This is a genomic window from Segetibacter sp. 3557_3, assembly GCF_004354985.1.
Classification (GTDB): domain Bacteria; phylum Bacteroidota; class Bacteroidia; order Chitinophagales; family Chitinophagaceae; genus Segetibacter.
Map to the genome: position 1 here is coordinate 138,172 of NZ_SMSK01000004.1, position 21,635 is coordinate 159,806.

13 protein-coding genes are annotated in these 21,635 nt (G+C 44.4%); 8 read left to right on the plus strand and 5 right to left on the minus strand.

Going from position 1 to position 21,635, the window contains the following annotated elements; genetic code table 11:
* The first annotated feature begins 222 nt into the window (after positions 1 to 222).
* The 3 genes from EXU57_RS08615 to EXU57_RS08625 all read left to right on the plus strand — a co-directional run bounded on the left by EXU57_RS08615 (position 223) and on the right by EXU57_RS08625 (position 7,075).
* Entirely contained in the window at positions 223 to 3,468 is a 3,246-nt protein-coding gene (locus EXU57_RS08615; RefSeq protein WP_133267791.1) for a SusC/RagA family TonB-linked outer membrane protein, read from the plus strand.
* Positions 3,469 to 3,494: 26 nt separating this feature from the next.
* A complete protein-coding gene (locus EXU57_RS08620) occupies positions 3,495 to 4,943 on the plus strand; it encodes a SusD/RagB family nutrient-binding outer membrane lipoprotein (RefSeq protein WP_243745551.1) in 1,449 nt (482 codons plus the stop codon).
* 191 nt (positions 4,944 to 5,134) lie between these two features.
* Positions 5,135 to 7,075 carry a gliding motility-associated C-terminal domain-containing protein gene (locus EXU57_RS08625; protein ID WP_133267792.1) on the plus strand — a complete coding sequence of 647 codons (1,941 nt, stop codon included), beginning with the start codon at positions 5,135 to 5,137 and terminating at the stop codon, positions 7,073 to 7,075.
* Between the two features lie 373 nt (positions 7,076 to 7,448).
* Here the strand turns inward: EXU57_RS08625 and dnaE are convergent, their stop codons facing one another.
* The gene (gene dnaE / locus EXU57_RS08630) at positions 7,449 to 11,084 is read right to left on the minus strand and encodes a DNA polymerase III subunit alpha (RefSeq protein WP_133267793.1); all 3,636 of its coding nucleotides are present in this window, start codon (positions 11,082 to 11,084) and stop codon (positions 7,449 to 7,451) included.
* A gap of 252 nt (positions 11,085 to 11,336) precedes the next feature.
* On the opposite strand from dnaE, the gene EXU57_RS08635 reads away from it, so the two are divergent.
* Positions 11,337 to 12,026 (plus strand): C40 family peptidase, encoded by a 690-nt coding sequence (locus EXU57_RS08635; protein ID WP_133267794.1) that lies wholly within the window; start codon positions 11,337 to 11,339, stop codon positions 12,024 to 12,026.
* A gap of 428 nt (positions 12,027 to 12,454) precedes the next feature.
* Here the strand turns inward: EXU57_RS08635 and EXU57_RS08640 are convergent, their stop codons facing one another.
* The gene (locus EXU57_RS08640; RefSeq protein WP_133267795.1) at positions 12,455 to 13,447 is read right to left on the minus strand and encodes a hypothetical protein; all 993 of its coding nucleotides are present in this window, start codon (positions 13,445 to 13,447) and stop codon (positions 12,455 to 12,457) included.
* A gap of 69 nt (positions 13,448 to 13,516) precedes the next feature.
* Between EXU57_RS08640 and EXU57_RS08645 the strand changes: the two genes are divergently transcribed.
* Positions 13,517 to 14,212 carry a 3'-5' exonuclease gene (locus tag EXU57_RS08645; RefSeq protein WP_133267796.1) on the plus strand — a complete coding sequence of 232 codons (696 nt, stop codon included), beginning with the start codon at positions 13,517 to 13,519 and terminating at the stop codon, positions 14,210 to 14,212.
* A 627-nt stretch (positions 14,213 to 14,839) separates the two neighbouring features.
* Entirely contained in the window at positions 14,840 to 15,838 is a 999-nt protein-coding gene (gene holA, locus EXU57_RS08650) for a DNA polymerase III subunit delta (RefSeq protein ID WP_133267797.1), read from the plus strand.
* A gap of 55 nt (positions 15,839 to 15,893) precedes the next feature.
* Here holA and EXU57_RS08655 read toward each other — a convergent pair whose 3' ends face one another.
* Complete coding sequence (locus EXU57_RS08655) at positions 15,894 to 16,832, minus strand: bifunctional riboflavin kinase/FAD synthetase (RefSeq protein WP_243745552.1); 939 nt, start codon at positions 16,830 to 16,832, stop codon at positions 15,894 to 15,896.
* Positions 16,833 to 17,110: 278 nt separating this feature from the next.
* Between EXU57_RS08655 and EXU57_RS08660 the strand changes: the two genes are divergently transcribed.
* Both EXU57_RS08660 and EXU57_RS08665 read left to right on the plus strand, forming a co-directional pair.
* Positions 17,111 to 18,301 carry an AIR synthase-related protein gene (locus EXU57_RS08660; RefSeq protein ID WP_133267798.1) on the plus strand — a complete coding sequence of 397 codons (1,191 nt, stop codon included), beginning with the start codon at positions 17,111 to 17,113 and terminating at the stop codon, positions 18,299 to 18,301.
* 129 nt (positions 18,302 to 18,430) lie between these two features.
* A complete protein-coding gene (locus EXU57_RS08665; protein WP_133267799.1) occupies positions 18,431 to 19,117 on the plus strand; it encodes a cell division ATP-binding protein FtsE in 687 nt (228 codons plus the stop codon).
* Positions 19,118 to 19,271: 154 nt separating this feature from the next.
* Here the strand turns inward: EXU57_RS08665 and EXU57_RS08670 are convergent, their stop codons facing one another.
* Together EXU57_RS08670 and EXU57_RS08675 are read right to left on the minus strand one after the other, a co-directional pair.
* The gene (locus tag EXU57_RS08670) at positions 19,272 to 19,832 is read right to left on the minus strand and encodes a hypothetical protein (RefSeq protein ID WP_165958080.1); all 561 of its coding nucleotides are present in this window, start codon (positions 19,830 to 19,832) and stop codon (positions 19,272 to 19,274) included.
* A gap of 431 nt (positions 19,833 to 20,263) precedes the next feature.
* Entirely contained in the window at positions 20,264 to 21,394 is a 1,131-nt protein-coding gene (locus tag EXU57_RS08675) for a glycosyltransferase (RefSeq protein WP_133267801.1), read from the minus strand.
* Positions 21,395 to 21,635 lie beyond the last annotated feature (241 nt).

Consider the following 21,635-nt stretch of genomic DNA (forward strand, 5'->3'; position numbering starts at 1 on the left):
TCCACCACTGAGAATATGACAAACTGTGACCTGAGCAAACAGAAAGTCAGGCGCTTATAAAGAACTAGTCAAAATTCTACTGCTAAAAAGTTTAAATTTTCGAATCCATTCATAAAAAATAACTTTTTCTTATTCTTTTGCAGCATTTTTGAAAATCTGTGGTCTTACAAATGGAGCTCCTTCCAGCTTCTTTCCAATTACTTCACAAAACCTATAACCGTCATGAGAAATTTTCGCTTTCTGTTGATCTTCTGCTGTGTGTTAATCACCCACTTAACATTTGGGCAGACCAGCGAGATCAAAGGGGTAATTACAGATGAAACGGGTGCACCCCTGCAATCTGCATCAGTAACACTCAAGGGCACCACCACGGGTACCACAACATCCACTGATGGCAGTTTCCGGATCAATGCACCATCTACCGGTACATTGGTCATCAGCGGTGTTGGTCTAACGCAAACAGAGATCAACATCCAGGGCCGCACATTTATCGAGGTAAGATTAAACCGGGCTTCGCGTGCACTTGATGAGGTTGTTGTTACCGCACTTGGTATAAGAAGGAATAAGAATACGCTTCCTTATGCTGCACAAACCGTAGGCGGTGAAGCGGTAAGCCAATCAAGAACAAACAACCTGGTAAGCGCATTGTCCGGAAAAGTTTCCGGAGTCGAGATAAGAACAGGTAGTGCGATGGGTGCTTCAAGCAACGTGGTTATTCGCGGTACAAAGTCACTTACCAATAACAACCAGGCACTTTTTGTTATTGATGGGGTTCCTTTTGATAACTCGAACAACAGCAACAGCAATAAAACGTCAGTAAATGTTAACGACGCCGCAAGGGGACGCGGAGGATATGACTACGGAAATGCTGCTGCAGACATCAACCCCGACGATGTTGAGTCAATAACGGTACTCAAGGGAGCAGCGGCTTCAGCGCTGTATGGTTCAAGAGCCAGCAACGGTGTGGTGCTGATCACTACAAAAAAGGGTAGAAGAGGCCTCGGTATAAGTGTAAATTCAGGGGTGACAGTGGGCCAGATCGACAAAACCACTTACCCGAAATACCAAAAAGAATACGGTGCAGGTTATGCCACCAGCGGTTATGGTGCACCGGCGCCAAATGGCGGTTTCTTTTATTTTGATGCCAATGGTGATGGTCAACCTGATCTTGTGGTACCTACTACAGAGGATGCATCATACGGTCAGAAGTTTGATCCGAACCTGATGGTTTACCATTGGGATGCTTTTGACAGAACATCGCCTAACTACCAGAAATCACGCCCATGGATTGCTGCCCAAAACGGCCCCGAGTCTTTTTTTGAAACAGCTGTTTCAACAAACAACAGTGTATTCGTTGATGGTAGCGATGAGAAGGGTAGTTTCAAGCTGGGTTATACCAGGAATGATGAAAAGGGTATTTTGCCAAACAGTAGCCTCTTGAAGAACCTGGTAAACTTTAATTCCTCTTACAAAATCACCTCTCAACTTACTGCTGCTGCAACCATCAACTTTTCCAATGTTAATGGTAAGGGCCGGTATGGTACGGGTTACGACGATTTCAACGTAAACCAGTCTTTCCGCCAGTGGAACCAATCAAACGTTGACTTTGGAGAGCAAAAAGACGCTTATTTCAGAAGTAAGCAAAACATGACCTGGAACTGGGCTGATGCAAGCAAGGAAAGTGGGCTGAAGCCGATTTATACCGACAATCCATACTGGATGCGTTATGAAAACTATCAGCAAGACTCACGTTTCCGGTATTTCGGAACTGCATCATTGAACTATGCTCCAACCACATGGTTAAATTTACTCGGACGCGTTTCTCTTGACTCTTATGATGAGCTGCAGGAGGAACGAATCGCTATCGGCAGCCATGATCCATCAAGCTACAGCAGGTTCAATAGAACATTCCGCGAGCTGAACTATGATCTATTGGCCAACATGAACTTCGATCTTACATCTGACTTTAACCTGAAAGGTTTGCTCGGAACGAATATCAGGAGAACGATGACCAACTCCGTTTATGCTGCAACCAATGGCGGACTTGTCGTTCCAAAGTTGTATTCTCTAACGAATTCACTCAACCCGATTGTCGCACCAACAGAAGCAGACGAACAAGTTGCGGTTGACGGGTATTTCGGTGGACTTACACTATCTTACCAGGAATTACTGACTCTTGATTTAACGGGACGTGTAGACCGGGCATCTACTTTACCGGCTGAAGATAACACCTATTTCTACCCATCTGTTTCCGGAAGTTTTCAATTCTCTAAACTCTTGCCAACCGTAAATTGGTTGTCATCAGGTAAGTTAAGAGCGAACTATGCCCAGGTTAGTAACAGCGCCTTATTTGGGCAACTGGCTGATATCTACGACAAGCCAACGCCTTTTGGAACGGCGACATTATTCTCCTTGCCTCTTCGCAAAAACAATCCAGACCTTAAAGTAGAAAGTACACAGAGTTTTGAGGCTGGTATTGAAGCGGCATTCTTTGCAAATCGTTTAGGTTTTGATCTTACCTGGTACACTGCTAACACAGTAGATCAGATCATACCGGTTTCAGTATCTACCGCTACCGGTTATACAAGTAAAGTTGTAAATGCGGGCACAGTACGCAATCGGGGTATTGAGTTGTCACTTTTTGCAACACCGCTTAAAACAGAAAATTTCTCGTGGAACACTACAATCAACTTCACCAGGAACCGCAACAAGGTTATTGAGCTTTATGAAGAAAGCACCAATCTCGAAATTGCAAACATGCAGGGTGGTATATCCATAAATGCAACCAAAGGCCAACCTTATGGTACTATCCAGGGCAAAACCTGGGAAAGACACGCTAATGGTGAGAAGCTTGTAGGAGCAAACGGTTATTACGTTCAGACTGCAACAACAACAAATGTTATCGGAAATGTAAACCCCGATTGGATTGGTGGTATGTATAATACTTTCAAATACAAAAACCTGTCACTCGGATTCTTAGTTGATGTCCGTAGAGGTGGAGACGTTTTCTCGCTTGATATGTATTATGGACTTGCCACAGGAATCTATCCTGAAACAGTTCAAAACAATGATCTGGGTAATCCTTCAAGAAACCCTGTGTCCGCAGGCGGAGGAATCATCGTTCAGGGTGTTACTGCTGATGGAAAGCCAAATACCAAACGTGTAGAAAACGATTACGGCATTTACGGCTATGCCAGGAACCCTGCTGCTGCTTTCGTGTATGACGCAAGCTATGTTAAGCTGAGAGAATTGAATCTTACTTACTCTTTACCAACAAAGGCATTCGGTAAGCTTCCATTTAAGGGAGTTGACTTATCTCTGATTGGCCGCAATCTATGGATCATTCACAAGAACCTTCCTTATGCCGATCCTGAAGAGAACCTTACATCAGGTAACGTTCAGGGATATCAGAGTGGAGCCTATCCGACAACAAGGTCAATTGGTTTGAACCTCAGAGTAAGGTTCTAGTCTAAAACAAAAAAAACTAAAACATTATGATTAGAAAATATTTGCTGATATCACTTACGTTAGTTGCATTAGGTTCATGCACCAAGGATATCGAACGCTTTAACGAACAAAAGAAATCTGCTGCAACTGCACCCCCGGCTACACTATTTTCAAATGGTGTAAGAAATTACGTGGATGCAATGACCAGTGCTAATGTGAATACGAACGTATTCCGTTTGACTGTGCAGCACTGGGCTACAACAACCTACCAGGATGAACCCAACTATGACTTTACAACCCGCCTGATCCCTCAATTGTGGTGGAGAACAATGTACCGGGATGTGTTAGTCGACTTGCAGGAAGCGAAGCGATTGATCCCCGATGACATTACCATTGCTGAAGGAACGAAAAAAAATCAAACTGCGATCGTAGACATTATGCAGGTGATGGCTTATGAAACACTGGTAAACACTTTCGGCGACGTTCCATATTCAGAAGCGCTGGATTTCAATAAAGTGTTTCCAAAATACGACGACGCAAAAACTATCTATGATGACCTGATTAAAAGGTTAGATGCGGATATAGCAGCTTTAAACCCGGCCAGCAATGGGTTCTCAGCAGCCGATGACCTTATATATGGGTCCATTTCCTCCGAAAGCAACCGGGTAAATGCATGGAAAAAACTTGCAAATTCCGTAAAACTTCGTCTAGGAATAACCATTGCAGATGCCGATCCTGCTCAGTCAAAAACTGTAGTAGAGCAAGCCAGCGCCGGTGCATTCACTTCAGCTGCTGATAATGCTATTTTCAAGTACCAGGCTACCACTCCAAATACAAACCCAATCTGGGTTGACCTGGTACAAAGCAATCGGCAGGATTTTGTAATAGGAACTACACTAATTGAAAGTATGAAGACCTTAAGCGATCCACGTATCCCCCTGTATTTCAAACCAAATGATGCGGGGCAATATGTTGGTGGTAAAATTGGTTCAAACAATACATTCCCTTTATTCGCAAAACCAAACGACAAAATCGTTGCACCTGATTTCCCTGGCGTATTGATGACGTTTGATGAAGTAGAATTTATACGTGCAGAAGCGATCGAACGTGGCTACGCGGTGGGTGGCTCTGCTAAGGAGCACTATGATAATGCAGTAAGGGCTTCTATCGTGTTCTGGGGTGGTACAGAAGCAGCTGCCGGAACATACCTTTCTCAACCTGGTTTAAGCTACACAACTGCTCCCGGAAACTACAAACAGAAAATTGGCACTCAAAAGTGGATTGCGCTGTATAACAGGCCGGTAGAAGGTTGGACAGAGGTCAGAAGATTAGATTATCCTGTTCTTCCGCCCCCTGCTAACCCAGACTCTGAATACCCTACACGTTTTACTTACCCGGGTAATGAACAAACGCTAAATCCTACAAATTACACTGCTGCCGCAGCGAAAATTGGCAAGGATGAGGTTACTACTAAGATATTCTGGGATAAGTTTTAATCAATGAACTTCATGCATTGCAAGGGCTGCTCATATTTGAGTGGCCCTTTTTATTTCAAAGTATGAAGCTGCTATATTAACAAACACCTATTTGACAGTATTGTAAGATCACATAAACGGGTGATTGATGAACGGAAGCAGTAAAAAATGTTTACTTTTTCGTCTATAATTTATTCTACAGCGGTATACTAATGAGACACTTAGTTCTACTTATCTTTCTGGTTACCTACTTCAGTTTAGCCGGTAATGGACAGAAGAGAAATAATGTGTGGGTATTTGGACAGCAATCGGGACTTGATTTCAATAAGTCGCCGGTTGCACCGCTGGACGCTACTGCGGCTGATGGTGTAAATTCAAATTGTCTCTCGTCAATATGTGACTCATCGGGAAAGTTGTTGTTCTATTCCGACGGGAAAGAAGTATGGACCAGTACTCACGTAAAGATGGTGAAGCAAGGTGTTCAGTGGCCGTGGGGAGGGTTTACTGTTCCACTGGTTTGTCCTTACCCAGGCAATGATAGCTTGTACTACCTTTTCGCTGTTGCTGAGAACCTTCATATGCTTCGTTACCTAACCATCAATACGAAGCTAAACAACGGACTTGGTGGGATTGTGTACCCACCTCCACCAATACCTTTTAATTACACTACCACGCTATTGAATGATGCCTCAGTAATGGTTGCAGGAACGACCCATTGTAATAAGCGGGATAAGTGGATAATTGCACACTCAGGAGCTGATTTGTATGCTTACCTGGTTACAGATGCCGGTGTGAGCACCGCTCCTGTAACATCATCAGTGTTGTCGGTTTTAAATGGGGGTACCTTCCAGGGCGGCAATTTTAAATTTGCCGCGAATGGCGAAAAACTGATCATGCCGTTATTATCCGAAAATAGAATCCTGGTTTTCGATTTCAACGCGCTGACGGGGCGGTTTTCAAATCCCATCTCTATACATACTCCACCAGAGATGACCTTGGAAGAAGTTGAACTTTCTCCTGATGGAAGCAAGCTATACCTTGGTACTTATTTCATCCGCCCTAATAATAACCCATTCAATTTTAAATCACACGTTGTACTACAGATGAACCTTGATGCGGGAAGTGTAACCGACATCTACAATTCCGTAGTTGAACTCTCGCCATATCCAGATGAATCCGGCTGTACGCCAAGGACCTGTTTTACCGTTGAAAGAAGTTTGCAGCTGGCGCCTGATGGCAGGATATATGTTAGCTTCAGAACCAATGAGCCGTTTGCGCACATCATACAGGAACCCAACATCGCAGGCTTTAGCGCCCATTATGGCTTATACGGAGTTAAGTTTGCCAGCGAGTACGGAAAGTTCAATTACAACTATATACGATCGGAAAGTTTTGAACCCCGCATCAATGGGATTACTGTGAAAAGAAAAAATTGTGCAACTGAGCCAACTACGCTTTCGCTGATCTATAAAAATGTAGATTCCGTGAGGTGGAATTTTGGCGACCCATCGTCGGGAACCAAAAACTTTTCCAATAGGCTAAGCGATGATCATTTGTACCCCGGACCGGGCAGTTACCAGGTTCGGGCAATCATTTACCGCAGTTGTTCAATAGATACTGCCGCTACAACAGTTGTTATTAGCTCAGACAAGCCGGTAAAAATTCCAGCTTGGATAAGGGACACTACACTCTGCCTTGGCTCGGAAAATCCATTTGATGCGACTACTCCTTTTGCAACTACATATTTCTGGAGTGACGGGATAACGCGTGGACCAGTTTACCGGATTAAAGAGAAAGGCGTTTATTCAATTACCGCGTCGAACGAATGTTCCAGAGATGTTCGACGGTTTGCTGTAAACTTTGATACCTGTGATTGCAGCGTATACTTCCCTGATGCATTTACCCCTAATTCCGATGGTTTAAATGATGTTTTTAAAGCGCTTACCAACTGCTCGCTGCAGAACTTTGAATTAAAGATATACAGCAGGCTTGGTCATGTTGTTTTTTCAACAACTGACCGCACCAGGGGTTGGGATGGTAGCATAGGAGCTAAGCCGGCCGAAGCCGGTACTTATGTGTTTCAGGTGCGCTACAGAGATCCAAACAACAGGAAATATATCGCAAAGAGTGGTACTATCGTGCTGATACGGTAAATCCTTCACCAGTTGCATATTGATTTGCCATACACGCTGTGCGACGCAACGATGCCTCATCACTGACCTAAGGCCGGGTCCAAAGGAAACTATTTTGAATGCTCAATGTTGAATGTTAAATGGGGCAGGGAAAGAGATATTAGTTATGAACAATAATAGATGACACGTAATTGTGGTCCTGCTAATTATTGCCACTCACGGTTATGCTCAACCAGGTTCGAGAACCCCTGACAGGACATTGGTATTGGTGAGCTTCTTGTGTTATCGTAACTAAGCTGTAGTTGCAGGCATTGTTGGTTCTTCCTGCAACCCTTTAGGCGAAACCATAGGACTCAATGATGTATTTGTTTGTACCCATTAGAAAAGAGCATTCCTACATTGATACAACGGAGACTTCTATATCGTTGTGTTCATTTAAGAAAGCTACCATTTCGTCGTTCATGGTAAATCCTTTTTCGAGGCTATAAAGACTTATTTTTAGATCATCTTTTGGTTCGTGTAAGTTAAACTTGAGAGAAGCTTTGCCGGGATAGTTGCGGACATTTTTATCGATGAACGAAATGAAATCGGGGGTGATTGCCTTTGGTGAAACATCTAATATCAACTGCTTTGTGCAGTTTTGTTTAGTCACTTCAAGCATATTGATTGAAGCAATCTTAAACTCGTATTGTTCACTGTTGAACCTCGATTTGAATGAACCTTGTATCAGGATGTTTTTGCCTTTCTCAAGGTAGTTCTGGAACTTAACGTAATCATCGCTCCACAACATGAGCTCGGTTTTTCCACTGAAGTCTTCGATGCACATTACACCAAAACTTCGACCTGTTTTTGTAAGGCGGTGTTGCGCATCGGTAATGAGACCAGCGAGCCTGTATTGTTTGCTGGTGTTGGCCTGCAGATGGGGTGCATCTTTAACTTCATTAAATTCATTGAGCGGAGTGATCCCATAATTCTTCAGCTCGAACTTAAAGTGATCAAGGGGATGGCCACTCATAAACATCCCGGTCACATCTTTTTCGTGGTCAAGAAGTTCGGTTAATGTCCACGGTTCAACAGGAGGAATTTGCGGGGTTGGAATATCCATTGACACCATATCTCCAAACAGGCTACTGCTATGGCTCACGGCCTGAGACTGGTACCGGTTACCGAAATTAATGATGATATCGAGCCCACAGATGTTTGTTTCCTTATTGATGAAATATTGCGCCCGATGGTATTCTTTGAAGCAATCGAATGCTCCGCTGTAAACCAGGCTCTCAAGTGATTTTTTGTTTACCGCCCTTAGGTTTACCCTTTTTACCAGATCGAATATGCTAGAGTAAAATCCATTTTTGGAACGTTCTTCAAGTATGTATTCAATAGCATTTTCGCCCACACCTTTGAGGCCCATCATACCAAACCTGATTTCGCCCCGGCTGTTTACGGCAAAGCCTTTTTGCGATTCGTTGATGTCTGGTCCAAGTACCACAAGACCCATGCGCTTACACTCCTCCATAAAGAAGGTAATCTTTTCGATGCTACCCGCGTGGTTGAGTACTGCGGCCATGTATTCGCTGGGATAATGCGCCTTTAAGTAAGCCGTTTGGTAAGCCACAAAGGCGTAACAGGTAGAGTGCGATTTGTTGAAGGCATATTGAGCGAATGCTTCCCAGTCGGTCCAGATTTTATCGAGTGTTTCCTTTGCATGCCCTTTTGCGGAAGCACCTTCAAGGAAACCGTCCTTCATTTTGTCGAGGGTTTTCCTGTCTTTTTTACCCATGGCCTTTCTAAGTACGTCGGCCTGGCCCTTGGTAAAACCGGCAAGCTTTTGCGACAGCAGCATCACCTGTTCCTGGTAAACGGTGATCCCATAGGTCTCTTCGAGGTATTCAGCCATTTCGGGCAGGTCGTAGGTGATGGACTCCCTGCCGTGTTTTCGTTCGACATAATTTGGAATGTACGCCATCGGTCCGGGGCGGTACAAGGCGTTCATTGCAATAAGATCGGCAAACTGGTCGGGCTTTAGTTCGCGCAAGTGCTTTTGCATACCGGCACTTTCGAATTGGAAAGTTCCATTGGTTTCGCCAAGTTGATAGAGCTTAAATGTTTTTTCATCGTCCAGGGGTACATCGTCGATTTCAATCGATATGCCATGATTCTGACGGATCAGTTCCAGGGCAGTTTTTAAAATGGATAAGGTTTTAAGACCAAGAAAGTCCATCTTTATTACACCTGCTTCTTCGATGACGTTGCCCGCAATCTGAGTCACCAGCAGGGGAGAATCTTTTTGGGTACAAACCGGGATGATGTTGTTGAGGTCGTCGGGGGCGATGATGATACCTGCCGCGTGCAAGCCCGTATTTCTAACCGAGCCCTCCAGACGTTCAGCCTCATGGAGCACCTGCGCCTGAAGACCTTCGCCTTTATAGATTTCCCGGAGTTTTTTTACGTTCTCCATGTCTTCACCACCAAGACCTTCCTTTTCTTCGAGTGATTTTGGTCCCTCCTTGGTGGTTAACGGCGCATGTAACATTCGCCGTAGCTCGGTACCGGGACGATCAGGTACCAGTTTTGCGAGCATATTACTTTCAGCCAGCGGCAGATCAAGCACGCGGGCAACGTCTTTTATGCTCATCTTGGCTGCCATGGTGCCAAACGTAACGATCTGGGCTACCTGGTTGCGACCATATTTCTCTACTACGTAATCAATTACCTTTTGCCTTCCATCGTCATCAAAGTCGGTGTCGATATCGGGCATGCTCTTCCGGTCGGGGTTCAAAAACCTTTCGAAAAGCAATTTGTACTTCATCGGGTCGATGTTGGTAATACCAACACAATAGGCCACTACCGAACCGGCAGCGGATCCACGGCCAGGCCCTACAAACACCCCCAATTCCCTACCTGCACGAATAAAGTCGGAAACGATCAGGAAGTAACCCGCAAATCCCATTGTTTTAATGGTGAATAATTCAAAGTCGAGCCGCTCACGTATTTCCTCCGTGATCTCGCTATAGCGTTTACGCGCACCCTCGTAGGTGAGCGCATGCAGGTACTCCCATTGATTCAGGTTTCCGTCGCTGTGTTTTTGAAATTCTTTTGGTATCGGGAAGTTTGGCAGCAGGATGTCTTTCTTAAGGTTGAGCAGATCTACCTTACCCGCTACCTCGTTGGTGTTATCAATTGCCTGGGGAATATCACGGAAGAGTTCTTTCATTTCCGTGGTTTTCTTAAAATAAAACTGGTCGTTGGGAAACTTGAATCGCCGTTCCCTCAGGTTGATATCATCGTTTATAAAGTCGTCGTACCCAGGGGTACTCTTCTTTTCGCCGGTGTTTATGCAAAGTAAAATGTCGTGGGCGTGGTAGTCATCCTGGTCGGTATAATGACTGTCGTTACTTGCAATAACTTTCACGTTGTGCTGAACAGCAAATTTGAGCAGCACCTGGTTTACTTTATCCTGGTCTTTGATACCGTGCCGTTGGATTTCGATATAGTAATCTTCGCCAAACATGTCGAGCCACCACTTGAATTCCTTTTCGGCTTCGCTTTCGCCTTTGTGGAGGATCAATTGGGGCACATAAGCTCCGAGGCAACACGTTGTTGCAATCAGGCCTTCGTGGTATGTAGCAAGCAGTTCCTTGTCGATACGTGGATATTTGCTGTACATGCCCTCGGTATACCCAAGGGAGGTAAGTTTCAGCAGGTTCTGGTAACCTTTGGCATTTTTCGCAAGCAGTACCTGGTGATAGCGATCGTCTTTTTGTTCTTTGGTGAATGTTCTTTTGTGTCTTGTTTCCACCATATAGAATTCACAACCAACGATAGGTTTCACCTTTAATGTGCCGTCGTCGTTTTTGTGTTTGTATGCTTCGGAAACAAATTCAAATGCGCCGAACATGTTGCCGTGATCCGTTATGGCAAGAGCCGGCATATCGTCGTCGATTGCTTTCTTGTACAGACTTTTGATTGATGCGGCGCCATCCAGCAAGCTGAATTGGGTATGAACATGGAGGTGAGAAAATTTACTCATCGGAGGGTGGGTTGTTTTATCCCGGTGCTTAACAACTTCGTTGCCTGATCACTTGCGTCGGTACAACAGGGGTTGTAACCGACGGCTTATTTCAGCAATTCCTTCCATCACTTTTGACCGGGTCTGCAAAGATCGGAACATTGTTTCTGCAATGAAAGGGCAGTTTTCCCCAAATGTGCATGGCTTAACTTCTCGTTAAATACTTTTTCAGTTTGTTACTCTTAAAGCCTTAACACCCTTACTTTGCCGTGCATGAAGAAAGTATTCCTTAGCATAATGACAGTTGCGGTTTTTTCCAGCTGTAAGCAATGGAAAAACTTGACGGTTAAAGACAACTCTGCTTATACCCCGCCCCCGAAAGCAAAGAGCCGGGATGTGCGGTTTTTAGAGGATATCTCCGTTACTCCCGGGCAGGTTGTTACCTCTAAACATGTGACCACCGGTTCAGAAACCAGGAAAGCTTCCAGGTCAATGATCTACCCCCAGACAGTTGAAGATCTTTCAACATCACCGGAAAGAGGCACTTATCTGCAGGCAAAATATGCTGGTATCTTAAATACCCTTCCCGAAACGCTTACTAATCTGAACTTGCTAAACCTCATCGAAGAGTGGTGGGGAACAAAATACTGTATAGGCGGCAGCTCCAGGGAGTGTCTCGACTGTTCGGCATTCACCCAAATGATCACTAGCAATGTGTACAGGGCAACCCTACCAAGGACTGCGCAGGATCAGTACAACTCATGTGAAAAGGTGCTACCCGAAGAGTTGCAGGAGGGTAACCTGGTGTTTTTTCATACATCGGGCAGGGAGATTTCACATGTTGGTGTATACCTGGCCAATAACAAGTTTGTACATGTATCAACTAGCCAGGGCGTGATGATCAATGATCTGAATGACCGATACTGGAAAGACAAGTTCCGGGGCGCCGGTCGATATAATTGATTGGATTTTCAACTACGCTCTCTTCGATCGTTACCCCTATTGTACAATCTGGTACACTGATTTTTGTCACAGCATTTCTCTTGGCTAAGCCACCCCAAAAGATTAGTACGTTGGACCTGACCACGATAATTTCTGCGCAAGTGCGCCAAATCAGCACTCTACAATAGCAGCTTAAAGAATAGCAAGGTTATCACCTTCCCTTCGGGTGTTCGTCAAATTTGATCTCCAGTCCTGGCTTCATAAACCCTATCACAGGACAAGAACGAACAACTGCTATTAACGGAATTTACCTCCTAAGCTCTACTGGTAAGCAGTTCGATTGAACATATGCACCCACTAGTTCCGGTATTATGCGATATAATCCAAAATAGTAAGCACAAAAAAAGACCATCGAAAACGATGGTCCTTTTAATAGTTTAATGGTCAGCTTATCCGAAAAGACCACCTTTTTTAAGGCTCTTGGTTCCTTGTCCGATTAAGAAACCGTTGTGGTAGATTTCAATTTTGTAATCACCCATTTGATATTTTCCGTTGCCTTTGTAGTCAAAGCTAACAGGTGCACGTTTGCCTTGTTCGTAGTTCACTTCAACCTTATTGGTGTATGGTTTACCGGTTTCAGTACGGGTATCAAATGTACCGCTGCTGATTGGTGCGCCATCTGGTCCTGTAATTGAAACATAGAGTTCTTTCGTTCCGGTTGGAGCAACCCTGTTCTCGTCAAGATCAAAAGAAATGCGAAGCATATCAACCCTTTTAGCGCTGCTGGTGCTCTTTTCTTTACCGCTTGCTTTTACATTGATAGGGGCAATGTTCAGGTTGGAAGCGTGGAGGGTAGAGGCAACGTCAACTTTCCCTTCAAGCTCTTTTTTTACTGTTTCAGTAGTGGCCAGGTTTTCCTGTAACTGTGTTTTTTCGGTAGTGAGCTGATCTCGCTCAGTACTCAATTGTTGATTATTGGCGGTAAGCGTTTCATTATCGCCTTTCAATCTTTCGATTTCAGCAAACATGTCATCGATCTTACCATTAAGTTGCCTGATCAATTGTTTTGCCTTGCCCAGTTCGGCTGCAGTTGCATTTTTGTTCCTGGTAATTGATGAGATCTGCTTTTTAAGCTTATCAATTTCGTTTTTGCGCTCAGCAAGTGCGCCTTGTAATTCGGTGTTGCTGCCCGTTGCAGAGTCTAAGCGGGAAAGAGCGTCGTTGTACTCGGTTTGAATAGCATTCCTGGAAGAGTCAGCTGCCGTGTATTGCGTTTGAAGCGTGTTTCTTTCTTCTGTTGCTTTGCTTTTGTCATAAATAATGTACGCCCACGTCAGCACCAAAGCAAGACCTAAAATGCCGTATATTAGTTTCCGGTTGTCTGAATTTGCAGGTCTTGAAGGTTGGTTGGAAGCAGGTGAAGTTTGAGGACTGTAGCTCATTTTATTGTTAAGTTTTAGTGATTAAAAAGTAGAACTTTGAATCATCCGTTTTTATTATTTGATTTATTAATGCTTGATATTGAGACCGTTCCATGTGTGTCGAGCTACGAAAATCTGGCACCTGAATGGAAGGAGCTATTTTTCGACAAGGTTTCAAAAACTATGCCCGAAACGGAACTGATTGATAACGTTTACAAGCAAAAAGCCGGAATTCTCGCAGAATTTGGAAGGATAGTGTGTATTTCGACAGGTTTTTTCTACAACGATGCCAACGGAAAGCTGAGCATTAAGCTCAAAAGCATTTGTTGCGACGATGAGGTAGAATTATTAAAAGCCTTCATTGAACTTGTAAACAAATTTCTTTCCAAACGGAAAAACCTCTACTTCGCCGGCCACAATATCAGAGAGTTTGATATACCATTTATCTGTCGCCGGCTGGTGATCAACAGGGTAGCTCTACCCTCGTACTTTCAAATACAGGGAGCCAAACCATGGGAGATTAACATGCTGGATACCATGCAATGGTGGAAGTTTGGCGACTATAAAAATTATACATCTCTCCATCTGCTGGCAAACGTGCTTGGTGTACCCACGTCTAAAACCGATATGGATGGCAGTATGGTTCAGGATGTTTATTATGAAGACAATGACTTACCACGTATTGTCGACTATTGTCAGCGGGATGTAGTGGTGGTAGCTCAAGTTATTCTGAGGTTTAAAAATCTACCGCTTGTCGACAAAGAAAATATATCCGTTGTCGATTAATTCGGGTAACCGGATCGATAAGGTCGTCCGTATAACTTCAAAGACCACCACATACTGTGTATGTTGAGGAAATATTCAACAACTGCTTAGTTATTTCAGGATTTTATCGGCACCAGGTGAACACGGATTGGGTTCCGGCACGCTGGCATATGCCTGCTGTCGCGCCCACACGATTCGAGGTCACCTCGATTTTCTAAATACTTGGAGTAACAATGCTATAGAGCATCCAGACGAGTTGACCATATAGAGTTTTACTGAGTAGGGCGATACGGAACACATCCGTCAGCTAAACACGGCGACATCTACCAGTCCTTCATACTGGGGGCTTAAATTATATTTTCATCATCGTTGATTGCCATGTTTCCAGGCTAGCTTACTTGTTAAACCTAAATATTTGCCGCATAGCTCCTAAAGGAACAGTAAAAAGGTAACTCCCCTAATGATGAGAACTGCAATTGAACAAGCCGGTGTTGTTCATTGTCATCGTAGTCGTCTTATACGGACATGCTTAGGGGGCATTTTAGCAAACACTTTGGCCTACCATTGAGATTGAATACGAGGTGAGTAATGCGGGATGGGTGTACCTCAAACTGGATAGTGTGTTATCTTGCGACCGAATAGTACATTATGTCTGCAGAAGTTATCATCGAGGAATGGAAGAAGGGCGTATTTAAACCTGTTTATTGGCTGGAAGGTGAGGAGCCTTATTTTATCGACAAAATAATGCACCATGCGGAACACAACATCCTGTCTGAAGCCGAAGCGGGTTTTAACCTGACTACTTTCTACGGACGTGATGCAGATTGGCCGGCAGTAATAAATGCATGCCGAAGGTACCCGATGTTCGCAGAACGGCAGGTTGTATTGTTAAAAGAAGCCCAGCTGATGCGCGATGTGGATAAGCTGGAAGGTTATGTGAGCAACCCGTTGCCATCAACGGTTTTCGTTGTCAGTTATAAAGACAAGAAAATTGATGGTCGAACTGCTTTCTCAAGAACCCTTAAGAAAAAGGGGGTTATGCTCACGACCAAGAAATTATACGAAAACCAACTCCCGGACTGGGTTCAGGGAATGGTTAAGGCAAAAGGTTACGACATTACCCAGCAAGCCTTACGGCTTTTGGTAGATAACATCGGAAATGATCTCACCCGGCTGGAAAACGAGGTTGAAAAAGTTTGGCTAAACTTAAGCGATACCCACCTGATCGATGGTGATGCGATAGAGAAATACGTTGGGATTTCAAAAGAGTTTAACGTGTTTGAGCTCCAGGATGCAGTATCGAAACGCGACCTTCCGAAAGCCATCCGTATCATTCAATATTTCGAATCGAATCCTAAGGCTGGGCCGGTGCAAATGGTGTTGCCTACTATCTATAACTTCTTTAGTAAGTTGTACATTATCTATGGACTAGGCTCGAAAGATGAGCGCAGCGTTGCTTCCGCCCTGGGAGTCAACCCGTTTTTTGCTAAAGACTATATTGCAGCAGCCAAAAGCTATGACTATCGCGGTGTAGAAAAAGTTCTGCTGCTACTGCACGAGTATAACCTGCGGAGTATAGGGGTAAACGATGCCGGGACATCCGACGGCGACCTTATGAAAGAGATGGTGGTTAAGATGATGGCCTGAGCAAAGCTTAAGTATCTTGACCTTACAAGCGCCGATCAATCTCCTTAATCGGCATTCATAGTAGTGCTGATGCACTAACCTTATCCTTTGCCAGCTGTTCTTTTAATTGATCCAAACCGGTAAACTTTACTTCACCGCGTATAAATGCCTTTACAAACACTTTTACCGTTGAACCGTATATATCCTGGTTGAAGTCAAAGATATTGACCTCGATAACGCGTTTTGTTCCCCCGATAGTAGGACGTATCCCTATATTCATCATTCCCTTGTGAGCGGCGCGGTCATTTATTGAAACAGTAACGGCGTAAACCCCATTTCCGGGAATGAGTTTCTCTTCTTCTGCAATCTCCAGGTTGGCAGTGGGATAACCGATAGTGCGGCCAAGCTTGTTACCTTCCACGACAGTGCCGGAAAAGAAATACTCGTATCCAAGTCGTTGGTTTGCGGTATCGATGTCGCTTTCCGTTAGTGCTTCGCGTACTTTTGTTGAGCTGATAATGATCTCGTTGAGCAGGCTTTCCGATATTTCCTTTACCTGGTACCCAAAGGTTTCTCCGAGTTGCTCTAACAGGTGGTAATCGCCGGAGCGCGCCTTGCCAAAACGGTGATCATAACCGATGATGATCGTATGAGGACGAAACTTTTTGACCAGGAAATTTTCTACATATTCACCAGGGGTTTGTTGCGAGAAAGCTTCGTTAAAAGGGGTAACCACAAGGTGGTTTATGCCAAGCTTATCAAGCAGGTCTATTTTCTCGTCGAGGGTAGTGAGGATCTTTACTTCCCTGCCGTTGGAAACAACTTTTCTGGGATGAGGATGAAAGGTAATTACTACAGTTTCTCCCTTTATCCGGTCCGCTTCCTGTCTTAACTGCCCGAGAATTTGTTGGTGCCCAAGATGAACACCATCGAAACTCCCGATTGTGATCACCGCATTGTTGAACATGGGTAGTTCTTCCAAATTCCTGTGTACCTGGATCATAATGTCCGGCAAAGCTAAGTGTTTAACATTTAGGTCAACCGGGCAAACACAATTCTGATAACGACGTTGCGAGCATGACCTATCAATAGAGAAATCATCCGGGGATAATCAAGTTCTCCGTTAATAAATGTGCCTCATCATTATCGATATATATTCCCCATCGTCCAGCCGGGTGGGTTTGCCCTATAATATTGGCTGAGCACCTAAACTTTCCGCCGTTTACCCGGAGCAAGATGCAGAGCCGGGTGCAAGCATTACATTTGCCACATTGTTAAATCAAAACGTAGCTGATGTCTTTGTATTCACAACGGGGTGTTTCTGCTCAAAAGGAGGAGGTACATGCGGCAACCAGGAACTTAAGTACCGGGCTTTACCCGAATGCATTTTGTAAAGTGTTTGCTGATACCCTTGGTGGAGATGAGCAGATGGTGAACGTTATGCATGCCGATGGTGCAGGAACTAAAAGCATTCTTGCCTATCTCTATTGGAAAGAAACCGGAGATGTTAGCGTTTGGAAAGGTATCGCCCAGGATGCTGTTATCATGAACCTGGATGACCTCCTTTGTGTAGGTATCTATAACAATATCTTATTCTCGTCGACCATAGACCGGAATAAAGCGGTAATCCCTGCCGAAGTTTTATCGGCCGTAATTAACGGCACCCAGGAGGTATTTGAATGGTTACATAGTTTTGGCATAAACATTCACTTTCTTGGTGGCGAAACGGCTGATGTTGGGGATGTCGTTCGAACCATTGCCGTAAATGGAACCATGACTGCACGGTACCCGAAAGAAAAGCTGGTTACAAATGATCGGATTGCACCGGGCGATGTAATCGTAGGGGTGGCAAGTTTTGGAAAAGCGCACTATGAAAGCGAATATAACAGCGGGATTGGCAGTAACGGCCTTACAAGTGCACGACACGACGTGCTTGACAAATTTTATGCACGCGAGTATAGCGAAACGTATGCGCCCACTTTACCGCAGGAGGTGGTTTACATTGGAAAACACCGGCTTACCGACCCAATTAGCATTCCGTCAAAATCAGGCACAATTGAGACAAACATCGGGAAGCTTATTTTAAGTCCAACCCGTACTTATGCGCCCTTTGTTAAAGCGATCCTTGAGAACAATTTCGACGACATACACGGAATGATACACTGCAGCGGTGGAGGGCAGACTAAGTGCCTGAAATACCTTCCTGCCCCACTTAAGATTATTAAAGACAACTTGTTTTCGCCTCCAGAAATCTTTGAGCTTATCCGTGATGCCTCAAAAGCAGATTACCGCGAAATGTACCAGGTGTTTAATATGGGGCACCGGCTCGAGGTTTTTACATCTGCCGGCTCGGCCGCCAACCTTATCAGGATCGCAAGTCTGTTCGGGCTTGAGGCTAAAGTTATAGGACGGGTAGAAGCGTCAGGAAAAAAAGAGTTACTGCTGCAGGGAGACTTTGGTGAGATCAGTTTTGAGGCACATTAAGGCTTACCAATTTCCAGATCTGACCGGATGCTTTTTATATTTATTAACAGTCCCTTTCAGTTGTCTGGATATTAATGTTAGGTGATGCTACGTTCAAGTAATATTTTTGTCTCAAGCTAAAAAACAACTATGTCAGAGCCGATCGTTTTTTTGAAAGACGTAAACATATACCAGGGAAGCAACCTTATTCTTCAGGATGTAAACATATCGGTGAATAAAGCAGAGTTTGTGTACCTGGTTGGAAAAACGGGTACGGGTAAGAGCAGCTTGTTGAAAACGCTCTATGGCGACTTGCCGCTTCGCGAAGGGGAAGGATTTGTAGCTGGCTACGATCTGAAAAAGATGGATTGGAAAAAAGTGCCGTTCCTGCGTCGTAATCTTGGTGTTATCTTCCAGGACTTTCAATTATTAACCGACCGGAACGTACACGAAAACCTCCGTTTTGTTTTAAAAGCCACCGGGTGGAAAGACGAAAAGCTGATCGAAGAAAAGATTAATGATGTGCTTGATAAAGTCGGCCTTCGCAGTAAGGGTTTTAAGATGCCTTTTGAGATGAGTGGGGGTGAACAACAACGGGTTGATATCGCGCGGGCACTCCTGAATTCTCCCAAACTGATACTCGCCGATGAGCCCACCGGAAATCTCGATCCCGAAACCAGCGACGAGATTATGCAACTACTGTTTCACATCGCCCGTGATTACGGAACCTCAGTGGTTATGGCTACACACGATTATATCGTTATCAACCGCTACCCTGCCCGGATGTTGAGAACTGAGCGGGGTAAAGTATTCGATAGCGCAACAGTGCCGGCATAACATTTCTCCGGGTCTGGCGAACAGCGGCATTGTTAACAAGCGAGAAAACACGCTTTATCAATACATCACACAGGTTTTCAAACAAACAATAAGTTATATAAAAACGGCTGCTCTTTGGGCAGCCGTTCTTGTGAAGTGTGATTTGGTAAGCGGATCAATTATCCAAACGTCCTCCGCCAAAAAAGAAACCTATTTTGATACCGATGTAATTGTTGCTCATTGTTCCGGACTTCCCTGCAACATTGTATTCCACTGCGGTACGAAAGTGACCGGTCTCGAGCCCGATGCGTGGTGCAAAACCAAATCTTGTTGAAGTTTCAACATCCTCAGCAGAGTTCATATTCACACCGGCGTTGCGGTAAACCCCGGCTCCTACACCAACAAAGGGGCGAACTGCATTAGTGCTAAAATAATAGTCGTTGGTAAGCAAATAAGAAGAACTTCCTTTTACTTCGCCATTGATAAGTTCATCGTTCCCGTCTATTGAACCATGTGCAGTTAAGGCAGCTTCCATACGTAAGCCAATCGTGAAGTTCTCGTTTAGGGCATACTTTGGTTCCATTGAAAATAGAACACCACCTTTAGTCCCGCTTCCTTTGGGGATAGCATAACCGGCAGCAATGTCGAATTTAAAGGGTTTGAATGTCCCTTCTGTTTGCGCCCTGGCGCCAAGGATTGTGGCACATAAAAATGCCGAGAGAAGAAATTTTTTCATGTTTTTCAGGTTTGGGTTTAGTCGATGTAGAGACGACGCATCCAAAACGAAAACAAACATGCGGTATTGTGAAGGGGGTTAATTATTAAAAGCGGGTTTGATTAAACATAACTAAAAAGCAATTGAGTCTAGGCCGTATATATGACGGCGGTAAAAATTTATCACAACAATTTGCTTGGGCCTATCGGTGCTCAATTAATACATGAATTCAATTTTATGTCAGTTCGCGCAAGCGGCTTGAATGGTTCGGTTTGCCCAATAATAAAATCGGGTACAATCCCCCGTCCGAACGTAGTTCATACGGGCGGGCGCCCCGCTGAAGCCGTTCGGACGGGAGTACCACCGCCATTCAATTAGCGGCACGGCACAATGGTTTTCAATTGAGATAGGGCAGCTGGATTTCGGGAAAACTTCTCAACTAAAATCATTTATTAAGACCCTTCATTCCAGATAAATCCGGCCATCATTTTTGCACTTTGTTGATTATCCCAGCCCGAGTCCAAAATACTTTTCCTCGCTTCTACATCGTCCGGGGTAAAATCCATTGAATATACTTCACTCACCAGGTTCCTGAAGTCTTCGGCCGATGAGCCGATAAAGCAAACATCGGCTAAATTGGTCCCTAGCAAACCTGCGTCATTGGCGATGCAATGCCTGCCGTTGTATAGTGCATTGTACAATTTAAGTTTCACCCCGGTTGCATTAAAAGAAGGTAGTACGTTGATGTGTGCTTTCTGAATCATATCCTGCATTTCAGTTTCGCTTGGATCGGCTACAAGGCAGGTATGGGGCAGTTGGTTGGCCGCAACCTCGAGTTTTTTGGATGGGCTTTTTCCGGCAACAACAAAAGGGACCTCTACTTCGCTAAAAACATTTTCAAGCAACCAAATGGCCGCTTTTTCATTTTCATCAACAGAAAGGTTGCCATGGTACAAGCAGAAGCTACCTTTACCAGGGATGCTTGTTACCTGCCAGGGTGGTAGAAAGAGGGGTATATATTCGATTTGTTTATAACCGAGTTTCTCATATTCGATTGTATCGGCCGTTGATACCGGCCAGAACCTGGCAGCAGAAGCAACTTTCTTTTCATATTGAAGCAGTTGTTTGCTCTCCCAGTTATAATAGAACCGCTTTAGAAAAGTAGTTGTTGTATTGGCCAGGTGTGCATAGTAGGTATGCTCTACATTGTGAAGTCGAACAAAGCATCTGCGACCTGAAAAACGACTGTCGGTTAGCAGGCCGGTACAGTGAATGCCCTCCATGAGGATCGGGTGGTTATCCTGCAGCAACCTTTTAAAAAGTTGCGGATTATTCCGGCTCGATACGATGTAAGGCAGTTGAAGATCAACCCCTCTGATGCCCGTATTTCTTTTATAATAATGAACGGTTTCGCAATACTTACCCAATTCAGGTTGTTCGCCCCTCCCGTATTCGAAACAGTGAAGGTGTATTTTCACCCCGATGCTTTGCAACGCGGGGAGTTTGTAAAAGAGATCAAATACCCCCCCATAGTCCACAGGATAGGGTACGTCCAGAGAAACAATATGAAGAACCTTTTCCAAATGACATTCTTTTAATTAAGCCAATCTATACCTCAACAATTCAATTACGCTCCAGGTCCAAAAATGAAAGAATAGGTTATTCGCTTTCAACCTTGCCCGCACTTAAATTTCACAAGCATTCTTAAGGAAAGCCGCCTGTCACCAACCAAACGGATTGATTGGTACATGTTACAGTTACACATCTAAGGAAATTAGGTTCACTCAGTTTGAAAATTGAGAGGCTTTCCAAAAAGTGTTGCTT